At 49.5% G+C, this 15,760-nt stretch carries 18 protein-coding genes; 15 read left to right on the top strand and 3 right to left on the bottom strand.

The features are described from left to right. The first annotated feature begins 95 nt into the window (after positions 1-95). The 3 genes from QOS01_RS02205 to QOS01_RS02195 all read left to right on the top strand — a co-directional run bounded on the left by QOS01_RS02205 (position 96) and on the right by QOS01_RS02195 (position 2,890). Positions 96-1,118 carry a serine hydrolase domain-containing protein gene (locus tag QOS01_RS02205; protein WP_283620908.1) on the top strand — a complete coding sequence of 341 codons (1,023 nt, stop codon included), beginning with the start codon at positions 96-98 and terminating at the stop codon, positions 1,116-1,118. Positions 1,119-1,266: 148 nt separating this feature from the next. Beyond that, positions 1,267-1,725 (top strand): arginine repressor, encoded by a 459-nt coding sequence (locus QOS01_RS02200; RefSeq protein WP_047767967.1) that lies wholly within the window; start codon positions 1,267-1,269, stop codon positions 1,723-1,725. 94 nt (positions 1,726-1,819) lie between these two features. Then, on the top strand, positions 1,820-2,890 hold the full coding sequence (locus tag QOS01_RS02195; RefSeq protein WP_283620907.1) for an NAD(P)-dependent alcohol dehydrogenase: 1,071 nt from the start codon (positions 1,820-1,822) through the stop codon (positions 2,888-2,890). Positions 2,891-2,984: 94 nt separating this feature from the next. On the opposite strand, the gene QOS01_RS02190 is transcribed toward QOS01_RS02195, so the two are convergent. From QOS01_RS02190 to QOS01_RS02180, 3 genes are read right to left on the bottom strand one after another with little or no spacing between them, the layout of a single operon-like run. After that, positions 2,985-3,281: a hypothetical protein gene (locus tag QOS01_RS02190; RefSeq protein WP_283620906.1), complete on the bottom strand. Its 297-nt coding sequence runs from the start codon at positions 3,279-3,281 to the stop codon at positions 2,985-2,987. Between the two features lie 11 nt (positions 3,282-3,292). Further along, positions 3,293-4,000 (bottom strand): type 1 glutamine amidotransferase, encoded by a 708-nt coding sequence (locus QOS01_RS02185; protein ID WP_283620905.1) that lies wholly within the window; start codon positions 3,998-4,000, stop codon positions 3,293-3,295. Beyond that, the gene (locus tag QOS01_RS02180; protein ID WP_283620904.1) at positions 3,993-5,339 is read right to left on the bottom strand and encodes a Mur ligase family protein; all 1,347 of its coding nucleotides are present in this window, start codon (positions 5,337-5,339) and stop codon (positions 3,993-3,995) included. The genes QOS01_RS02185 and QOS01_RS02180 overlap by 8 nt, the downstream gene beginning before the upstream one ends. A gap of 186 nt (positions 5,340-5,525) precedes the next feature. Between QOS01_RS02180 and QOS01_RS02175 the strand changes: the two genes are divergently transcribed. From QOS01_RS02175 to atpA, 12 genes are all read left to right on the top strand, one after another. Further along, positions 5,526-6,116 (top strand): thymidine kinase, encoded by a 591-nt coding sequence (locus tag QOS01_RS02175; protein ID WP_283620903.1) that lies wholly within the window; start codon positions 5,526-5,528, stop codon positions 6,114-6,116. Then, positions 6,116-7,204, top strand: a complete 1,089-nt coding sequence (prfA, locus tag QOS01_RS02170; protein WP_283620902.1) for a peptide chain release factor 1 — start codon at positions 6,116-6,118, stop codon at positions 7,202-7,204. The genes QOS01_RS02175 and prfA overlap by 1 nt, the downstream gene beginning before the upstream one ends. Next, positions 7,197-8,015, top strand: a complete 819-nt coding sequence (prmC, locus tag QOS01_RS02165; protein ID WP_283620901.1) for a peptide chain release factor N(5)-glutamine methyltransferase — start codon at positions 7,197-7,199, stop codon at positions 8,013-8,015. The genes prfA and prmC overlap by 8 nt, the downstream gene beginning before the upstream one ends. A gap of 5 nt (positions 8,016-8,020) precedes the next feature. Then, positions 8,021-9,049 carry an L-threonylcarbamoyladenylate synthase gene (locus QOS01_RS02160; protein WP_283620900.1) on the top strand — a complete coding sequence of 343 codons (1,029 nt, stop codon included), beginning with the start codon at positions 8,021-8,023 and terminating at the stop codon, positions 9,047-9,049. A gap of 91 nt (positions 9,050-9,140) precedes the next feature. Next, positions 9,141-9,776 carry a uracil phosphoribosyltransferase gene (gene upp, locus QOS01_RS02155; RefSeq protein ID WP_047767987.1) on the top strand — a complete coding sequence of 212 codons (636 nt, stop codon included), beginning with the start codon at positions 9,141-9,143 and terminating at the stop codon, positions 9,774-9,776. 121 nt (positions 9,777-9,897) lie between these two features. After that, positions 9,898-11,007, top strand: coding sequence for a YibE/F family protein (locus tag QOS01_RS02150; RefSeq protein ID WP_283620899.1), 1,110 nt, complete (start codon positions 9,898-9,900; stop codon positions 11,005-11,007). Beyond that, positions 11,004-11,771 carry a YibE/F family protein gene (locus QOS01_RS02145; RefSeq protein WP_283620898.1) on the top strand — a complete coding sequence of 256 codons (768 nt, stop codon included), beginning with the start codon at positions 11,004-11,006 and terminating at the stop codon, positions 11,769-11,771. Before QOS01_RS02150 ends, QOS01_RS02145 begins: the two co-directional genes overlap by 4 nt. Positions 11,772-12,118: 347 nt before the next feature. Beyond that, on the top strand, positions 12,119-12,826 hold the full coding sequence (gene atpB / locus QOS01_RS02140) for a F0F1 ATP synthase subunit A (RefSeq protein ID WP_283620897.1): 708 nt from the start codon (positions 12,119-12,121) through the stop codon (positions 12,824-12,826). Between the two features lie 24 nt (positions 12,827-12,850). Next, positions 12,851-13,069 carry a F0F1 ATP synthase subunit C gene (gene atpE, locus QOS01_RS02135; protein WP_047767997.1) on the top strand — a complete coding sequence of 73 codons (219 nt, stop codon included), beginning with the start codon at positions 12,851-12,853 and terminating at the stop codon, positions 13,067-13,069. 43 nt (positions 13,070-13,112) lie between these two features. Beyond that, positions 13,113-13,631 carry a F0F1 ATP synthase subunit B gene (gene atpF, locus QOS01_RS02130; protein ID WP_283620896.1) on the top strand — a complete coding sequence of 173 codons (519 nt, stop codon included), beginning with the start codon at positions 13,113-13,115 and terminating at the stop codon, positions 13,629-13,631. Further along, positions 13,621-14,163: an ATP synthase F1 subunit delta gene (gene atpH / locus QOS01_RS02125; protein ID WP_283620895.1), complete on the top strand. Its 543-nt coding sequence runs from the start codon at positions 13,621-13,623 to the stop codon at positions 14,161-14,163. Before atpF ends, atpH begins: the two co-directional genes overlap by 11 nt. Positions 14,164-14,195: 32 nt before the next feature. After that, positions 14,196-15,728, top strand: coding sequence for a F0F1 ATP synthase subunit alpha (atpA, locus tag QOS01_RS02120; RefSeq protein WP_283620894.1), 1,533 nt, complete (start codon positions 14,196-14,198; stop codon positions 15,726-15,728). Positions 15,729-15,760: the final 32 nt, after the last annotated feature.

Here is a 15,760-nt window from a genome sequence, read left to right as displayed (position 1 = left end):
TTACTTTTGTTTGTGGTTATTCAAAAGTCTATCACAAATGACTTTTTTATTTTTCTAACTTAATTTTACAAACCGCGTTTTAAAGAAGGTAAATCATGAAATCCTATCAGCAAACGACTCAACAGTTAGACCAGCTGGTCCATGACGGCATTGTTCCCGGGATCAGTTACCTGATTTTTGACGGCCCAGAAGAAATCAAACAGGTGCGGGGGCTGGCCCAAACGCGGCCATTCCCGGAACCATTAAGGGCGGGGATGCAGTATGACCTGGCATCGCTGACCAAAGTTGTGGGGACGGTCCCCGTGGTTGCCCAACTACTACAAGAAGGGAAGTTAGCCCTCGATGACCCGGTGAAGGAGTACCTACCAGAATTCCCGGATCCCCGGCCAACAATTCGCAACCTCTTGACCCACACCTCGGGAATCACCGGCTATATTCCCCACCGCAACGAACTAGCGCCAACTGCCCTGAAGCGGGCCTTCTTAACGGCAATGCACGTCGATAGCTCCCTTAACCGCCAGATCCGGTACGCGGACGTTAACTTCTTGTACCTCGGCTGGATTATTGAAGAACTTTGCCAAAAACCCGTCCAGGACGTCATCACTGACAGGGTGCTTAAACCACTGAAGATGACCAGTGCGACCTTTACTCCTGATCCGGCAAACTGTGTGCCCACCGAGATTCAGCCCAAGCGAGGCCTTATTCGGGGGCAGGTTCACGACCCCAAGGGATACATCCTGGGGAAGCACTGTGGGTGTGCGGGGATGTTCGCCAGTCTCGCTGATCTCGCAATCTACGGCCGGGCACTAATTGAAAGCAACCTGGCTGGCTTGTTGGATGCCAAGACGGTTGATATGCTCTTCACCGACCAGACGCCAATTCCCGGTGAACACAGCCGGTCTTTGGGCTGGAAGCTCCTGCACTCCCGGCAGGCTGACCGCCACTACCTGATCAGTCACACCGGCTTTACCGGCACGTGGATGATCCTCGACCGGCAGACTGACCAGGGGATGGTCGTTTTGACCAACCGCGTCCACCCGACGGCGCGCAACCAGCGTTACCTTGACTGCCGCGACCAGATCTTTGCGACCTACCTCCGTGAAATGGCCCAGAATTAATTTTTATTCATTAGGGCCCCATAAAATTAAAAGCCTGAGTAAACACTGTTAAATTAAGCCCTTTCCCGTTGACAATTTAGTAGTAATTGCTTATGATTATTAATAAATATCTGAGGAAATGAATAAAAATTACTAAGGGGGGAGCCGAATGGATCGTAAGGCACGACGCAAATATATTGAGCAGCTCGTGAGTGAGCGCAAAATCGAGACCCAGGATGAACTTTTGAAGCTGCTCAACGATGCCGGAATTGAGACCACGCAGGCAACCATTTCACGTGATATCCATATGTTAAATATTGTTAAGGCCAGTGATGGGACTGGTCATACCTATTATGTTCAACTGCAAAAGGACCCGGCCCATAACTATGACCGCCTGTACCTGGGCATTCACAACAACGTCCAGACCGTCGAGACGGTGCAATTCTTAAACGTGGTCAAGACCGAACCCAATTCAAGCTACGCCACCATCCTTGCGGGGATGTTTGACGAATTGGACGTTCCGGAAGTGATTGGGACCCTGGCGGGGAACGATACCCTGATCCTGATTAGCAAGACACCAGAAGATGCCCAAGCCGTTAATAAGCTGATAACAGACCACCTTGCCTAATTAGAAGGACCGGGAGCGCTTGCAAAATTATCATCCGCATGTTAATTTTAACTTGTTGGATGATACTTTTGTTTTTAGAAAGGTGGAACCAAATATGCGTGGTTTTGCAATGATTGGCCCAAACGAAACTGGCTTTATCGAAAAGGATGATCCTAAACTGGGTCACCGTGATGCGCTGGTTAAGCCACTCGCCGTTGCCCCATGTACCTCTGACATTCACACCGTTTATGAGAATGCCATTGGTCCTCGTCACAACATGATCTTAGGGCACGAAGCATGTGGTGAGATTGTAGCGGTTGGTGACGAAGTTAAGGACTTTAAAGTAGGGGACAAGGTCTTGGTACCAGCAGTTACCCCTGACTGGTCCGACCTGAACTCACAAGCGGGCTTTGCTTCTCACTCCGGTGGGGTGCTGGCCGGCTGGAAGTTCTCAAACTTCAAGGACGGGGTTTTCGCAACCCGTTTCCACGTAAATGATGCTGACGGTAACCTGGCCCACATGCCAGAAGGAATGGACCCTGGTGTTGCCTGCATGCTGTCTGACATGATCCCAACTGGTTTCCATGCTGATGAGATGGCCCACGTTGAATTTGGTGACACCGTTGCCGTTATCGGGATTGGCCCAGTTGGCTTAATGGCCCTGCGTGGTGCGGTCCTCCACGGTGCTGGTCGGATCTTTGCCGTTGGTTCACGTCCAAAGACGGTCGAAGTAGCCAAGAAGTATGGTGCCACGGACATTGTTGACTACCATAACGGTGACATTGCGGACCAAATCCTCAAGTTGACCGATAACAAGGGGGTTGACCGCGTCCTGATTGCCGGTGGTGACACTGAGCACACCTTCGACCAGGCAGCCCGGATGACGAAGCCAGGTGGCTCAATCGGTAACGTTGCCTACTTGAATGGTAACCACACCATTGAGATCAAGGCTGGTGACTGGGGTGTTGGGATGTCTAACATCACCATCGATGGTGGCCTGATGCCAGGTGGCCGTCTGCGGATGGAAAAGCTGGCTAGTCTGATCACCAACGGCCGGCTGGATCCTTCACTGATGATCACCCACAAGTTCCACGGCTTCGAAAAGATTCCGGATGCTCTGGAATTGATGCACAATAAGCCAGCTGACCTGATTAAGCCAGTTGTTTACTGTGATGATATTGACTAAGGAAACGAAATGCAGTTTGTCTACTAATTTTCATGATTAGAAACTAAAAAGGAGTTGGAAAAGCTTTGCTGGCTTTTCCAACTCCTTTAGTACTTTAAACCAATTGTTGTTTAATCCGGTCCATCCGGTAGACGATGATCGTCTCAATTAAGGTGATGACCGCCATGAGTAGGGTGTTGTAGTGTCCCGGGGCAAAGAGGAGGAGGATAATCAGAATCCAGGATCCCCAGTTCCACCGGCGTTCCCAGTAAATTACCCGTTTGATTTGTTCCTGCTTGCCCTGGGCACGGGGGTGGTGGATGGCCACCTGTAAGAAAGCGTACAGGCGCACTTCATAGAAACTTTCAATCAAGAAGACTGCGGCAAGGAGAAAACAGTAACCATTTTCCATTGGCGTTACCCCTAGAATGTTGGGGCGATCTTGAGGACTTCCTGCTTACTCAAGTCGGCGTCCGGGTACTTGTTGTGGAGGGCAATCAGCAGTAAGTGCTTAGCGATTTCCCCGTTCCGGGTCAGAATCGGACCATGGAAGTAGGAACAGTAGGTTGCCTTGTAGATGGCCCCCTCGGTTCCGTCCTCACCATTATTACCGTGCCCGGTGACAACCTTGCCTAGTGGTCGTTCGCCATCACCTAGGAAGGTCCGCCCGTTGTGGTTTTCAAAACCATGGTACTCCTCACCGGTCTCCTCGTTCTTGATGGTGATATCGCCGATGAAACGGTTATTATCCTGGCTGAGGGTGTAATGGTTGAGGATCCCTAGACCAGGAATCTTCTCACCGTTAGCCCCAATGTAATACTTGCCGAGGAGCTGGTAGCCACCGCAGATGGCGAGAAGGGGCTTCCCCTCATTAATAAACTTCGTCAGGGCGGCCTTCTTGTTTGGCAGGTCGCGGGAGACCACTAGTTGTTCATAGTCCTGGCCCCCACCGAAGAGGGCCATATCAAAGGCGTCCGGATCGAATTGGTCGTCAATGCTGATAACCTGACTTTCAATCTCGGCGTCCATCATCTTGCCGTAGTATTGGAGGGCAATGATGTTGCCAATGTCACTATACGTGTTCAGCAGGTCGCCATAGAGGTGGGCGAGCTTGAGGTGGAACTTAGCCATTGTGTTTTCCTCCTTCCTTAAGGTAGCCTTTTTCGCTGAGCAGCTTGCGGAACTGCAGGACGGCCGTGTAGGTGGCCAGAACGTAGACGTGCTGGCTTGGTAGCTGCTTGATCTTGTCCAGTACCTTTTCGAGGTTGGGTTCGTGCCAGATATTGTCGATCCCCGCCATCGTCAGCCGGGTAGTAATGTCCTTGTAGCGTTCCCCACCGGTCATGTACTGCTGGATGTCCGACCGGGCCAGCTTCTCGAAGTTACCGTCCCAAATCCAACTGGTGTCGATCCCGTCGGCATACTTGGCGTTGAGCAAGAAAACGAAGCTAAAGGGTTTAGGGTCAGTCTCAATCATATCGAGGACCTGGTTTAAGCCCACCGGGTTCTTGACCAGAATCAGGGTGACGGCCTTGTCCTCAACGTTGATAACCTCCTGGCGACCAAAGACCTTTTCGTCCGCCTCAAAGGCGTGCTTAATCTGGGCTGGCGATACATTTAGAAAGCGACCGAGCGTGTAGGCGGCCAGGGCATTATAAATGTTGTAGAGCCCCCCAATCTTAATGGTGAAGGGGTGACCGTCAATTTCAAATGACGACTGGGTCGGTGTCATCTTTCCCAACTTGTTTACCGCGTAAGTTAACTCCGGCCGGTGAAAACCACAGTGGGGGCAGAAATAGTCGCCTAAACCGGCGTAAGTCCGCATGTGGTACTGCAGGATGTGTTGACACTTTGGACACAGCAGGCCATCGGTATTAGCCGGGGCATGAAAGGCCGGGCGGTACTCATGGTTAAAGCCGTAGTAGATCACCGGGTTAGGCAGGTCCTTACTATGGAAGAGCTGTTCGTCACCGTTGGCGATGATGGTTGCGTGTGGTGCCAGCTTAACCCCCTTAAGAATCTTGGCATAGGTGGTGTAGATTTCCCCGTAGCGGTCCATCTGGTCCCGAAAGATATTCGTAAAGACAAAGGCGATGGGGGTGATGTACTTGGTGACCTTTACCACGTTTGCCTCGTCGACTTCGAGCACGGCCAGCCCCTTTTTCTTGGGCCGGGGGGCGGTGATAAAGGTGGTCACGATTCCCTGTTCCATGTTTGATCCCGTAGGATTGGTGAGAACCTGGTCGTACTTTTCGCGTAGTACCCGGACGCTTAAGGCAGTGGTTAATGTCTTGCCATTTGTTCCAGTGACAATTACCAGATCATACCGTTTGCTGAAGGCCTGTAAAATATTTGGGTCTAGCTTGAGCGTTAATTTTCCCGGCAGCGAGCTCCCCCCGTTAAAAAAGTGGTGCAGGAACCAGTAACTGGAACGGCCAGCAAGTTCAGCAAATGAACTTCGAACTGACATTGTAAACTACTCCTTTCAATTTTAGTCTCTCCAGATAAATACTCTTTATTTTAAGCTTTATGGGAATAAAAAGAAAGAACCTTAACCGTAACTTATCATTTACCCGTTGCCCAGCTTGAATAGTTTAAAAGCCGCCCGCTTTCCGATATAATTAAAAGGACTATGAAAAAAAGGGGCAGTTATAAAGTGGCACAGCTGTTTTTCAAGTATGGGGCAATGAATTCGGGAAAGTCGATTGACATTCTCAAGGTTGCCCACAATTATGAGGAACAAGGGAAGCCGGTTGTCTTAATGACGAGCGGGGTCGACACCCGTTCTGGTGAGGGAATCATCGCCAGCCGGATCGGTTTGAAACGAAAAGTCAAACCGGTGATGGATGATACTAACATCTATGACTACGTAAGGTCGGTTGACCACAAGGTTTACTGTGTCTTGATCGATGAGGCACAGTTCCTTAAGAAGCGGCATGTCTTACAGTTGATTAAGATTGTCGACGAGCTAAATATTCCGGTCATGACCTTTGGCCTCAAGAACGATTTTCGTAACGAATTGTTTGAGGGCACCAAGTACCTCTTAATCTATGCCGATAAGATTGAGGAAATGAAGACGATTTGCTGGTTCTGTCCGCACAAGGCGACGATGAACCTGCGTATTCATGACGGCAAGCCGGTCTACGAGGGTGAACAGGTTCAGATTGGTGGCAACGAGTCTTACTACCCGGTCTGTCGAAAGCACTACTTTCACCCCTTATTAAATAAAGAAGAGGAGAATCGATAATGGAAATTTCAGAGATCTTTGATAAGCTGCAAGCAGTTGCGGACCGCTATGATGAATTAAACGAACTGATTAGTGATCCGGAAGTGATTGCCGATTCCCAACGGTTTATGAAACTCTCCAAGGAAGAGGGGAGCCTGCGGGTAACCGTTGAAAAGTATAACGAGTACAAGAAAGTCACCCAGACGATTAAAGATGACGAAGAGATGCTACGGGAAACCGACGACCCGGACCTGACGGCCATGACCAAGGATGAGCTATCCGAGTCCCGTGACCAGCAGGCAAAGCTGGAAAAGGAGCTGGAAGTTCTCTTGATCCCGAAGGACCCGAACGACGATAAGAACATCATCATGGAAATCCGGGGAGCCGCTGGTGGGGATGAAGCCAGCCTGTTTGCGGCCGACCTTTACAACATGTACCTTCACTATGCAGAAAAGCAGGGTTGGAAGGTTGAAGTCGTTGATAAGAACGAAACTGAAGTCGGCGGCTTCAAGGAAATTGCCCTGATGATCACCGGTGACAAGGTCTACTCCAAGCTGAAGTTTGAAAACGGTGCCCACCGGGTTCAACGGGTTCCCGTCACAGAGTCCGCCGGCCGGGTCCACACCTCAACCGCTACCGTTGGGGTGATGCCCGAAGCTGAGGACGTTGACGTGGATATCGACCCAAAGGACATCCGGGTTGATGTTTACCGGTCCAGTGGTGCCGGTGGACAGCACGTCAACAAGACTTCTTCCGCGGTCCGGATGACCCACTTGCCAACCGGGATTGTGGTTGCCATGCAGGATGAACGTTCCCAGCAGCAAAACCGGGCTAAGGCCATGCGGATCCTGAAGTCCCGGGTTTACGACTACTACCAACAAAAGGAACAGAGTGCCTACGACGAAAAGCGGAAGAACGCCATCGGGACCGGGGACCGTTCGGAACGGATTCGGACATACAACTACCCACAAAACCGGGTCACTGACCACCGGATTGGCTTAACCTTAAACAAGCTGGACAAGGTCATGTCGGGGGACCTCGACGAAATCATTGAAGCACTGATCGTGGCCGACCAGACGAAGAAGCTGGAGCAATTGCGTAATGAATAGGACGGCCTGGACCTACTTTGCGGCCCAGCGTTGGGCGCAAAAGGCCCTCCGGGATAGTTCAGTCGACCCGGCCGCTCCCCAGTTTTTGCTTGAGCAGCGGCATAATTGGGACACGACCCACCTCTTGCTGCATAACCGGGACCTGATGCCGGCAGACGAGCAGGAGTGGTTTGAAGAAGCGGTTCAGCAGCTGTTAAAGGACGTGCCGGCCCAGTACATCGTTGGCAAGACCACCTTTTACGGCCGGCCTTTCCGGGTTACCAGGGATGTCCTAATTCCCGAACCGGAAACGGCCGAGTTGGTTGATTGGGTCCTGGCGACGGTTAAGGACACCGCACCATTAAAGGTTCTGGACCTCGGAACAGGTAGTGGGGTGATCGGGATTACCCTGGCCCTGGAGGTTGCCCGGGAGAATGCTGACCGCCTGGGGGCTAAGGTACGAACGGTTACTAGTGACCTATTTGACCAGTTGGCAGGTGCCCGCTTTGACCTGATTGTCACCAACCCGCCCTACATTGACCCGGCCGCTAAGGATAAGATGGACCGGGCCGTACTGGAATACGAACCGCCGCTGGCCCTGTTTGCCGATGAGCACGGCCTGGGTTTTTACCACCGCCTGTTTACCCAGGTGGGGGCTCACCTGACGGCTGACGGACAGGTATTTGCCGAGACTGGTTACGACCAGGAGGACAGTATTCAGGAGCTTCTTAAAAGATGTGATAAAAACGCCACAATCACGGTTCGCCATGATGTGGCTGATAAGATGAGGATGATGCACGCATGGGATTTTTCTGGCGCAGGAGGAAATTAGTAAGAATGAACACGAAAATTTATCAATTAAACCAGATTGACGAAGCGGCGGCCGCCCTGAAACGTGGTGAACTGGTCGCCTTTCCAACCGAGACCGTCTACGGTTTAGGGGCCGATGCTACCAATGAAGCCGCAGTCAAGAACGTTTACCTGGCTAAGGGCCGACCAAGCGATAACCCGTTGATTGTCCACGTTAACTCGGTGGCCATGGTCGAAAAGTACGCGGCCGAGATTCCGGATAACGCCCGGAAGCTGATGAAGGCCTTCTGGCCGGGCTCGCTGACAATTATCCTGAAGATCAAGAAGGGGGCCCTCTCGAAGACGGTCACCGGGGGCTTAGATACAGTTGCCTTCCGTTTTCCAGACTGCCAGCCAACGCTGGACCTGATTGGCAAGGCCGGCGTCCCGATGGTGGGTCCTTCCGCCAACACCTCGGGGAAGCCGAGTCCTACCACTGCGCAACACGTTTACCACGACCTGAACGGTAAGATTACCGGGATCCTGGATAATGGACCGACCCGGGTTGGGGTTGAATCAACGGTCCTGGACATGTCAACGGATACCCCGGTCATTCTCCGGCCAGGTGCCGTTACCAAGAAGGACATTGAGAGCGTCATCGGATCAATTGACCTGAACCACCATAAGGTTGGCAAGAATGAGATACCGAAGGCCCCGGGGATGAAGTACAAGCACTACGCCCCGAGCGCCCAGGTCTACATTGTTGATGACGGGACCGACTGGGCCACCGTTGCCAAGTGGGTGAGTGAGCAACCATTTGACGTTGGCTTCATGGCCACGGAAGACGTTCTAAAGGGCTTGAACCTGCCGATGAATGCCGTCCAGTTCTCCCTTGGCAAAAACGTTACTGACGCGAGTGCCCGCCTCTTTGATGGCTTGCGGGAATTCGATGACCAACCAAACGTAAAGGCCATCGTCACCCAGGCGTTCCCGGCCCACGACCTCGGGGGAGCCTACATGAACCGACTGAACAAATCCGCTGGTGGTGTTCATTTCGACCCCCAGCAAGTAAAATAATGAGCAAAGTTTTAAAAAATAAGGTGAGAAGCTAACAACTTCTCCTTTTTTTTGGTAAAATAGGGGAGAAATTCAAAGGAGTGTATTTGGCATGGGTAAATTTGAAGTTATGGATCACCCGCTGATCCAACACAAGTTGACAATGATTCGGGACAAGAATGTTGGGACGAAGTTTTTCCGGGAAACGGTTAAGGAAATTTCAACCCTGATGGCCTATGAAGTGGCACGGGATATGCCACTGAAGGACGTGGAAGTTGAAACACCAATTGCTAAGACCACTAAGAAGGAATTGGCCGGTAAGAAAGTTGCCATTATCCCAATCCTGCGGGCTGGTCTCGGGATGGTTGATGGGATGACCGACTTGATCCCAGCTGCCAAGATTGGCTTTATTGGTATGTACCGTGACGAAGAAACCCTGAAGCCTCATGAATACTTTGTAAAGCTGCCAAATGATATCACCGAACGGCAATTGTTCATTGTTGACCCAATGCTTGCCACTGGGGGTTCTGCAATGATGGCAATTGAGGCCTTGAAGAAGCGTGGCTGCCAAGAAAAGAACATGAAGTTTGCCTGCTTGGTCGCTGCTCCTGAAGGTGTTAAGGCTGTCCGGGAAGCTTACCCAGACGTTGACCTTTACGCTGCGGCCCTTGATGACCACCTGAACGAAGATGGTTACATTGTGCCCGGCCTTGGTGATGCCGGTGACCGGCTCTTCGGTACGAAGTAATTAGCAATAATTAAAAGAAAAGCCAACCGTTACAAAAACGTAAAGTTTTTTGACGGTGGCTTTTTTTGTTTCGTTTGAGGGGTACAATGACAACTAGTTTATTGTGAAGGGATGAAAAATTGTGAGTCACGGTTGGATAAGCAGACGACTACCCTTGTTTATCATCTTGCTGGTGATTGGTGCGGTTGCCCTCCTTTTTACGAGTCACAATCAGCGATTCTACCGGCGGCCAATTGCCCAGGTGGAGGCGGTCAAGGCGGGGACAGTCCAGCGGACAAGCGACCAGTTTAAAAACGTTGATCATGAGCATAACCAGACACTGACTGTCCGTTTGATGAATACGCGTTACCGGGGGCAGCGGCTGCAAGTTAGCAACACCTATAGTGATTCCCAGCCGATGGACCAGCGCTACCATGTCGGTGACCAGATTTTCTTGACCCAGTTACGGAAGGGGCACCACAAACTGAGCGCTAACGTGGCGGGTTACAAGCGCGACACTGTGGTCGTCTTCTTGTGCTGGCTGGTCTGCCTGATGCTGATAATGATGATGGGGCGGGCTGGTTCGCTGGCCCTGGCTAGTGTTGTCGTTAACTCCCTGCTCTTTATTATTGCAATCGAAATTGACCTCAAGAACAATGGTCAACATGTCCTGTTGATCTTTGGTACCCTGGCGGTTATTTTTACCGTCGTCAGCCTCTTACTGATTCTGGGCCCCACCAAGAAAATGTTGGCAACCGTAGCGGCGACGCTTCTGGGGACCTTCCTCGCCCTGGGGTTAAGCCTCCTTGTCTTTTCCTGGACCCACGAACGGGGAATTTACTATGAATCAATGCAGTACGTGACTCAGGTCCCGCGACCGCTGTTTGTTGCGGAAACCCTGTTGGGCTCCCTTGGTGCGGTGATGGACGAGTCGAGTGATATTATTGCGACCCTGTTTGAACTTAAGCAGCTGAACCCGCAGATTGGCCGGGGGGCACTCTTCATGTCAGGGCGCAACGTTGGTAAGTCCATCATGGGGCCATTGATTAACGTCCTGTTCTTGATCTTTATGGCGGAGACCTTTACGTCCAGCCTCCTTTATATTAAGAACGGCAACTCCTGGGGCTACACCTTTGCCATGAATATGAGTTTGGGGACGGTCCAGAGCTTGGTCAGCGGGATTGGCATTGTCCTGGCCGTACCGCTCGTTAGTGGGTTCGGTGCGTTATTACTGGGGAGGCAGAAAAAATGACAACCATTACTGCATTGGGCATTGTCCTCTTGATCCTGATGGTCGCGGTCGGCGGCAAGCAGGGATGGACGGCTTTTCTAAGCTTGATTCTGAATTTTGGCTTCCTGTATTTTGCAATTGTTTTGATTGCCTTTCACGTGCCGCCGCTCTTTGTGACGATCACAACGGGAATTATCATCCTGGCCATTACCATCTTTATGGGGGAGGACGACCTGCGGACAACGATCACCGCCTTCTATGCCGCGCTAATCGTTACCGCGATTTTGATTGTCCTTATCTTCGTGGTCGAGCACTGGGCGATGGTCCAAGGCTTCGGGACCGAAGACAGCGATGACCTGGAGGGGATGTCGATTCTAATTGGGATCAGCTACTTCAAAGTCACGGTAACGGTAACCACTCTGAGTACGCTGGGGGCGATTGCGGAAGCGGCGATGGCGATCGCGGCGGGCTTAACCGAAATCCTCCAGACCCATCCGGAAGTTGGCAACCGCCAGCTAATGGTCAGTGGGATGACAATTGGCCGCCAGATCATCGGAACAACGTTTAACACCCTGTTCTTTGGCTTCTTCGGTGGCTTTTTGGCCCTCTTCATCTGGTTTGCCGGCCTCAACTACTCGTTGGGAACAATCATGAATAATAAAATCTTCGTGGCGGAGATGATTGAAATCCTCATTTCATTTGTCGGTGTTCTGCTGACGGTTCCCACGACGGCCTGGATAATGACGAGGCGGCGAAATAAAATCGCCGATAAGCAAGATTCCTAATTTTAATAAAGCAAATTCAAAATATGAATGGCGAAGGGTAACCCTTCGCCATTTTTCTTTCAAGAGACTTGTCCGGATAAAAAGAATTAAATGCTGATAAAGAAAAGAATTAAAATTCAGTTAGTATTAATAATAAACTAATCTCAATTGTCTCAATTAAAATCACGAAAGCGCTTAATGACGGGAAAAAACAGTTGTTGGAAATTGTTTCATTTGTCTAATGTTTTTTGATATTTGCCCTGAATGATGATAATATTACTAACGTAACTTGGGCTAATTCGTTTTTCTTTGCGACGTTTTCCAATTTACAGCCAAATTATTGTTATAAGGAAAGAGGTGGAATATGAATGGGCGGTGATGCTTTAACTTTTAAGCTTTTCGGACTGACGTTCAATACAACGAACATAGTCTCTGGACTGATTATCTACGCAATCGTGTTCTTCACTCTTTACGGGATGTCACGAAAGATTCAAATGAAGCCAAAGGGTGCTCAAAACGTTCTTGAGTGGCTGATTGACTTCACGAATGGGATTGTGCGGAGCCAGATGCCAGCGTCAGAGCGGGGACACTATAGTTTCTTTGCCTTCGTTCTGTTTGTCTTCATCTTCTTCGCCAACCAATTCGGGTTGCTGTTCCAATTCCATTGGAATGGTGCCGAAGTGCTTAGAAGTCCTACGGCAGACCCCGTTGTTACGTTAACATTCTCACTGATGGTAATGGCACTCGCACACTTTGCGGGAGTCGCTCATAATGGCCTTGTTGGTTACCTGAAGAACTACACGAAGCCATTTACCCTGATGCTGCCTATTAACATCATTGAAGACTTCGCTAACTTCTTAACGCTGGGTCTCCGTATCTTTGGTAACATTTTTGCCGGTGAACTGTTGATGAGTTTAATTGCTAACATGGCATTCTCTCATGGCGTCTTGACAATTATTCCAGGATTGCTGCTGGAGCTTGCATGGCAAGGATTCTCAATCTTTATTGGTTCAATTCAGGCATATGTCTTTGTAACATTAACGACGGTTTATATTTCTCGGAAGGTTTCCGAATAATAATCTCTAAGGAGGAATTTTAAAATGGCATTAGGAGCAATTGCTGCAGGTATCGCAGCTATGGGTGCTGCTATCGGTGGTGGTATCGGTGATGGTATCTTAATTGGACACACTGTTGACAGTATTGCACGTCAACCAGAATTACAAGGTCGTTTACAAGCAACGATGTTCATTGGTGTTGGTTTGATTGAAGCCATGCCTATTATTGCTATTGTTATCGGCTTCCTTGTTATGAACAAGTAATTATTGTAATCACTTTTATTTTTAGACAAGGAGGTGTCAATAGATGTTTGTGAACAATGTGTTAGCTGAATCGAACAGTTTATACGTTGGCGACTTGATTTTCTACATTGTCACCTTCATTATCCTGATGTTGCTGGTCAAGCACTTTGCTTGGGGCCCGGTTACTAACATGATGAAGAAACGGGCAGATAAGATTGCCAGTGACATTGACAATGCTGCTAAGTCCCGTGAAAATGCCGAAAAGATGGCTGCTAAGCGTCAAGCTGAACTGCAAAATTCACGTCAAGAAGCTGCTGACATTGTTAACAATGCCAAGAAGTCAGCCGAAACACAACGAGCACAAATTGTTGAAGCAGCACAAAATGATGCTCAAGCACTTAAGCAACAGGCACAACAAGATGCTGAACAAGCACGTCGTGACGCCTTGAACGGTGCTAAGGATGACGTTGCAAACTTATCTATTGAGATTGCTTCCAAGCTCATCCAAAAAGAATTAAAGGCAGACGATCAAAAGGAATTGATCGACTCCTACATCGAAGGGTTGGTAGATCATGAGTCTTGATAAGAAGACGGTTGCTCGCCGTTATGCACGGGCACTGTTTGAATTGGTCGATGCAGACAACGAAGTCGATCAAACTTATCAAGAACTAATTGCGTTACGCCAAGTCTTTGAGGACAACGAAGGACTGGAGTCTGCTTTGGCAGGGGTTCAAATGTCCCTCGATGATAAAAAAGCGTTGGTCAGTGACTTGCAACAGGGTGCTTCCCAGTATGTTAAGAATCTGATTCAAATGCTTTTTGATTACGGCCGCATGGATTGTATGGTCGCGATTATTGATGAGTTTGAACGGCGGTATGACGCTAAGAATAAGCGGATGCATGCTGACGTTGTTACAGCGATCCAACTCGATAAACAACAACGGGACCAACTTTCAGCCAACCTGGCCCAGCGTTTTGGCGCTAACGAGGTTGTATTAAACGAAAGTGTAGATCCTGAAATTTTAGGTGGGGTTATTGTTCATGCTGACCATAAGACGCTTGATGGTAGCCTCAGCTCAAAGATTAAGCAAATTCGTCGTTTACTAGTTAGATAAAATAGATCTTTTGTTAAAGAGGTGAGACCTTTATGAGCATTAAAACTGAGGAAATCAGTTCACTCATCAAGAAGCAACTTGCCAACTACCAAAACCAAGTTTCTATCGAAGAAACCGGGACGGTAACCTACGTTGGTGATGGTGTTGCTCGTGCCGATGGCTTGGGAAATGCCATGGCTGGTGAGTTGCTCGAATTTAGCAACGGTGTTTACGGGATGGCCCAAAACCTCGAAAGTAACGATGTCGGTATCGTTATTTTAGGTGACTTTAGTGGTATCCGTGAAGGTGACACCGTTAAACGGACGGGTCGAATCATGGAAGTACCCGTCGGTGATGAATTATTAGGACGGGTTGTTGACCCATTAGGTCGTCCACTGGATGGCCTTGGTGAGATCAAGACGACCAAGACGCGTCCAATTGAACGGAAGGCTCCTGGGGTTATGGAGCGGAAGAGTGTTAGTGTGCCTCTTCAAACTGGTATTAAGGTGATTGATGCCTTAGTTCCAATTGGTCGTGGTCAGCGTGAGTTGATCATTGGTGACCGGAAGACTGGTAAGACCGCTATCGCCCTTGACACGATCATTAACCAGAAGGACCAAAACGTAATTTGTATTTACGTTGCCATTGGTCAAAAGGAATCAACCGTTAAGGCGAACGTTGAAACCCTTCGTCGTTACGGTGCCTTAGACTACACCATCGTTGTTTCAGCTAGTGCTTCTAACCCAGCACCAATGCTGTACATCGCACCATATGCCGGTGCCGCAATGGGTGAAGAGTTCATGTTCGGTGGCAAGGATGTTTTGATTGTTTATGATGACCTTTCAAAGCAGGCCGATGCTTACCGTGAACTTTCATTGATTCTGCGTCGTCCACCAGGCCGTGAAGCTTACCCAGGTGATATTTTCTACACTCACTCACGGTTACTGGAACGGGCTGCCCGGTTGTCTGATGACCTTGGCGGTGGTTCAATGACCGCTTTGCCAATCATTCAAACCCAGGCCGGGGACGTTTCCGCATATATTCCAACTAACGTTATTTCCATTACTGACGGTCAGATCTTCTTGGATTCTGATGAATTCTACGCCGGCCAACGTCCAGCCATTGATGCCGGGACTTCTGTTTCCCGGGTTGGTGGTGACGCCCAGGTTAAGGCTATGAAGAAGGTTGCCGGGACCTTACGTTTGGATATCGCATCCTACAACGAATTGGCATCATTTGCCCAGTTCGGTTCTGATTTGGATGAAGCAACCCAAGCTAAGTTGTCTCGTGGTCAACGGACGATGGAAGTCCTGAAGCAGGGGCTGCATGAACCACAAACTGTTTCTCAACAGGTTGTCACCCTGTATGCCCTGTCAAAGGGATTCATTGATAAGATTCCGTTGGATGATGTTCAACGTTACGAGAGTGAATTAGCTGCTTACATGCACGCAAATCACCAAGACCTTTACGACAGTATTCAAAAGTCAGGTAAGTTGCCAGAAGGCGATGGCCTGCACAATGCCGTTGCGGACTTCACAAAGTCATTCCAAACTAGTGATGACAAGAAGAAAGCTACACAAAAGTAATGAATAATACTAGTCGAAAGGACGGTGAGATT

This window comes from Limosilactobacillus avium (genome assembly GCF_947381485.1).
GTDB classification, from domain to species: Bacteria; Bacillota; Bacilli; order Lactobacillales; family Lactobacillaceae; genus Limosilactobacillus; species Limosilactobacillus avium.
The sequence above is the reverse complement of the archived record's forward strand: the minus strand, read 5'-3'. Positions and strand labels throughout refer to the sequence as shown.

What these genes read in the sequence shown, in the direction of transcription:
- QOS01_RS02205 (WP_283620908.1), top strand. Translation starts at nt 96, where the DNA reads ATGAAATCCTATCAGCAAACGACTCAACAGTTAGACCAGCTGGTCCAT.
- QOS01_RS02200 (WP_047767967.1), top strand. Translation starts at nt 1,267, where the DNA reads ATGGATCGTAAGGCACGACGCAAATATATTGAGCAGCTCGTGAGTGAG.
- QOS01_RS02195 (WP_283620907.1), top strand. Translation starts at nt 1,820, where the DNA reads ATGCGTGGTTTTGCAATGATTGGCCCAAACGAAACTGGCTTTATCGAA.
- QOS01_RS02190 (WP_283620906.1), bottom strand. Translation starts at nt 3,281, where the DNA reads ATGGAAAATGGTTACTGTTTTCTCCTTGCCGCAGTCTTCTTGATTGAA.
- QOS01_RS02185 (WP_283620905.1), bottom strand. Translation starts at nt 4,000, where the DNA reads ATGGCTAAGTTCCACCTCAAGCTCGCCCACCTCTATGGCGACCTGCTG.
- QOS01_RS02180 (WP_283620904.1), bottom strand. Translation starts at nt 5,339, where the DNA reads ATGTCAGTTCGAAGTTCATTTGCTGAACTTGCTGGCCGTTCCAGTTAC.
- prfA (WP_283620902.1), top strand. Translation starts at nt 6,116, where the DNA reads ATGGAAATTTCAGAGATCTTTGATAAGCTGCAAGCAGTTGCGGACCGC.
- prmC (WP_283620901.1), top strand. Translation starts at nt 7,197, where the DNA reads ATGAATAGGACGGCCTGGACCTACTTTGCGGCCCAGCGTTGGGCGCAA.
- QOS01_RS02160 (WP_283620900.1), top strand. Translation starts at nt 8,021, where the DNA reads ATGAACACGAAAATTTATCAATTAAACCAGATTGACGAAGCGGCGGCC.
- upp (WP_047767987.1), top strand. Translation starts at nt 9,141, where the DNA reads ATGGGTAAATTTGAAGTTATGGATCACCCGCTGATCCAACACAAGTTG.
- QOS01_RS02145 (WP_283620898.1), top strand. Translation starts at nt 11,004, where the DNA reads ATGACAACCATTACTGCATTGGGCATTGTCCTCTTGATCCTGATGGTC.
- atpB (WP_283620897.1), top strand. Translation starts at nt 12,119, where the DNA reads ATGGGCGGTGATGCTTTAACTTTTAAGCTTTTCGGACTGACGTTCAAT.
- atpE (WP_047767997.1), top strand. Translation starts at nt 12,851, where the DNA reads ATGGCATTAGGAGCAATTGCTGCAGGTATCGCAGCTATGGGTGCTGCT.
- atpF (WP_283620896.1), top strand. Translation starts at nt 13,113, where the DNA reads ATGTTTGTGAACAATGTGTTAGCTGAATCGAACAGTTTATACGTTGGC.
- atpH (WP_283620895.1), top strand. Translation starts at nt 13,621, where the DNA reads ATGAGTCTTGATAAGAAGACGGTTGCTCGCCGTTATGCACGGGCACTG.
- atpA (WP_283620894.1), top strand. Translation starts at nt 14,196, where the DNA reads ATGAGCATTAAAACTGAGGAAATCAGTTCACTCATCAAGAAGCAACTT.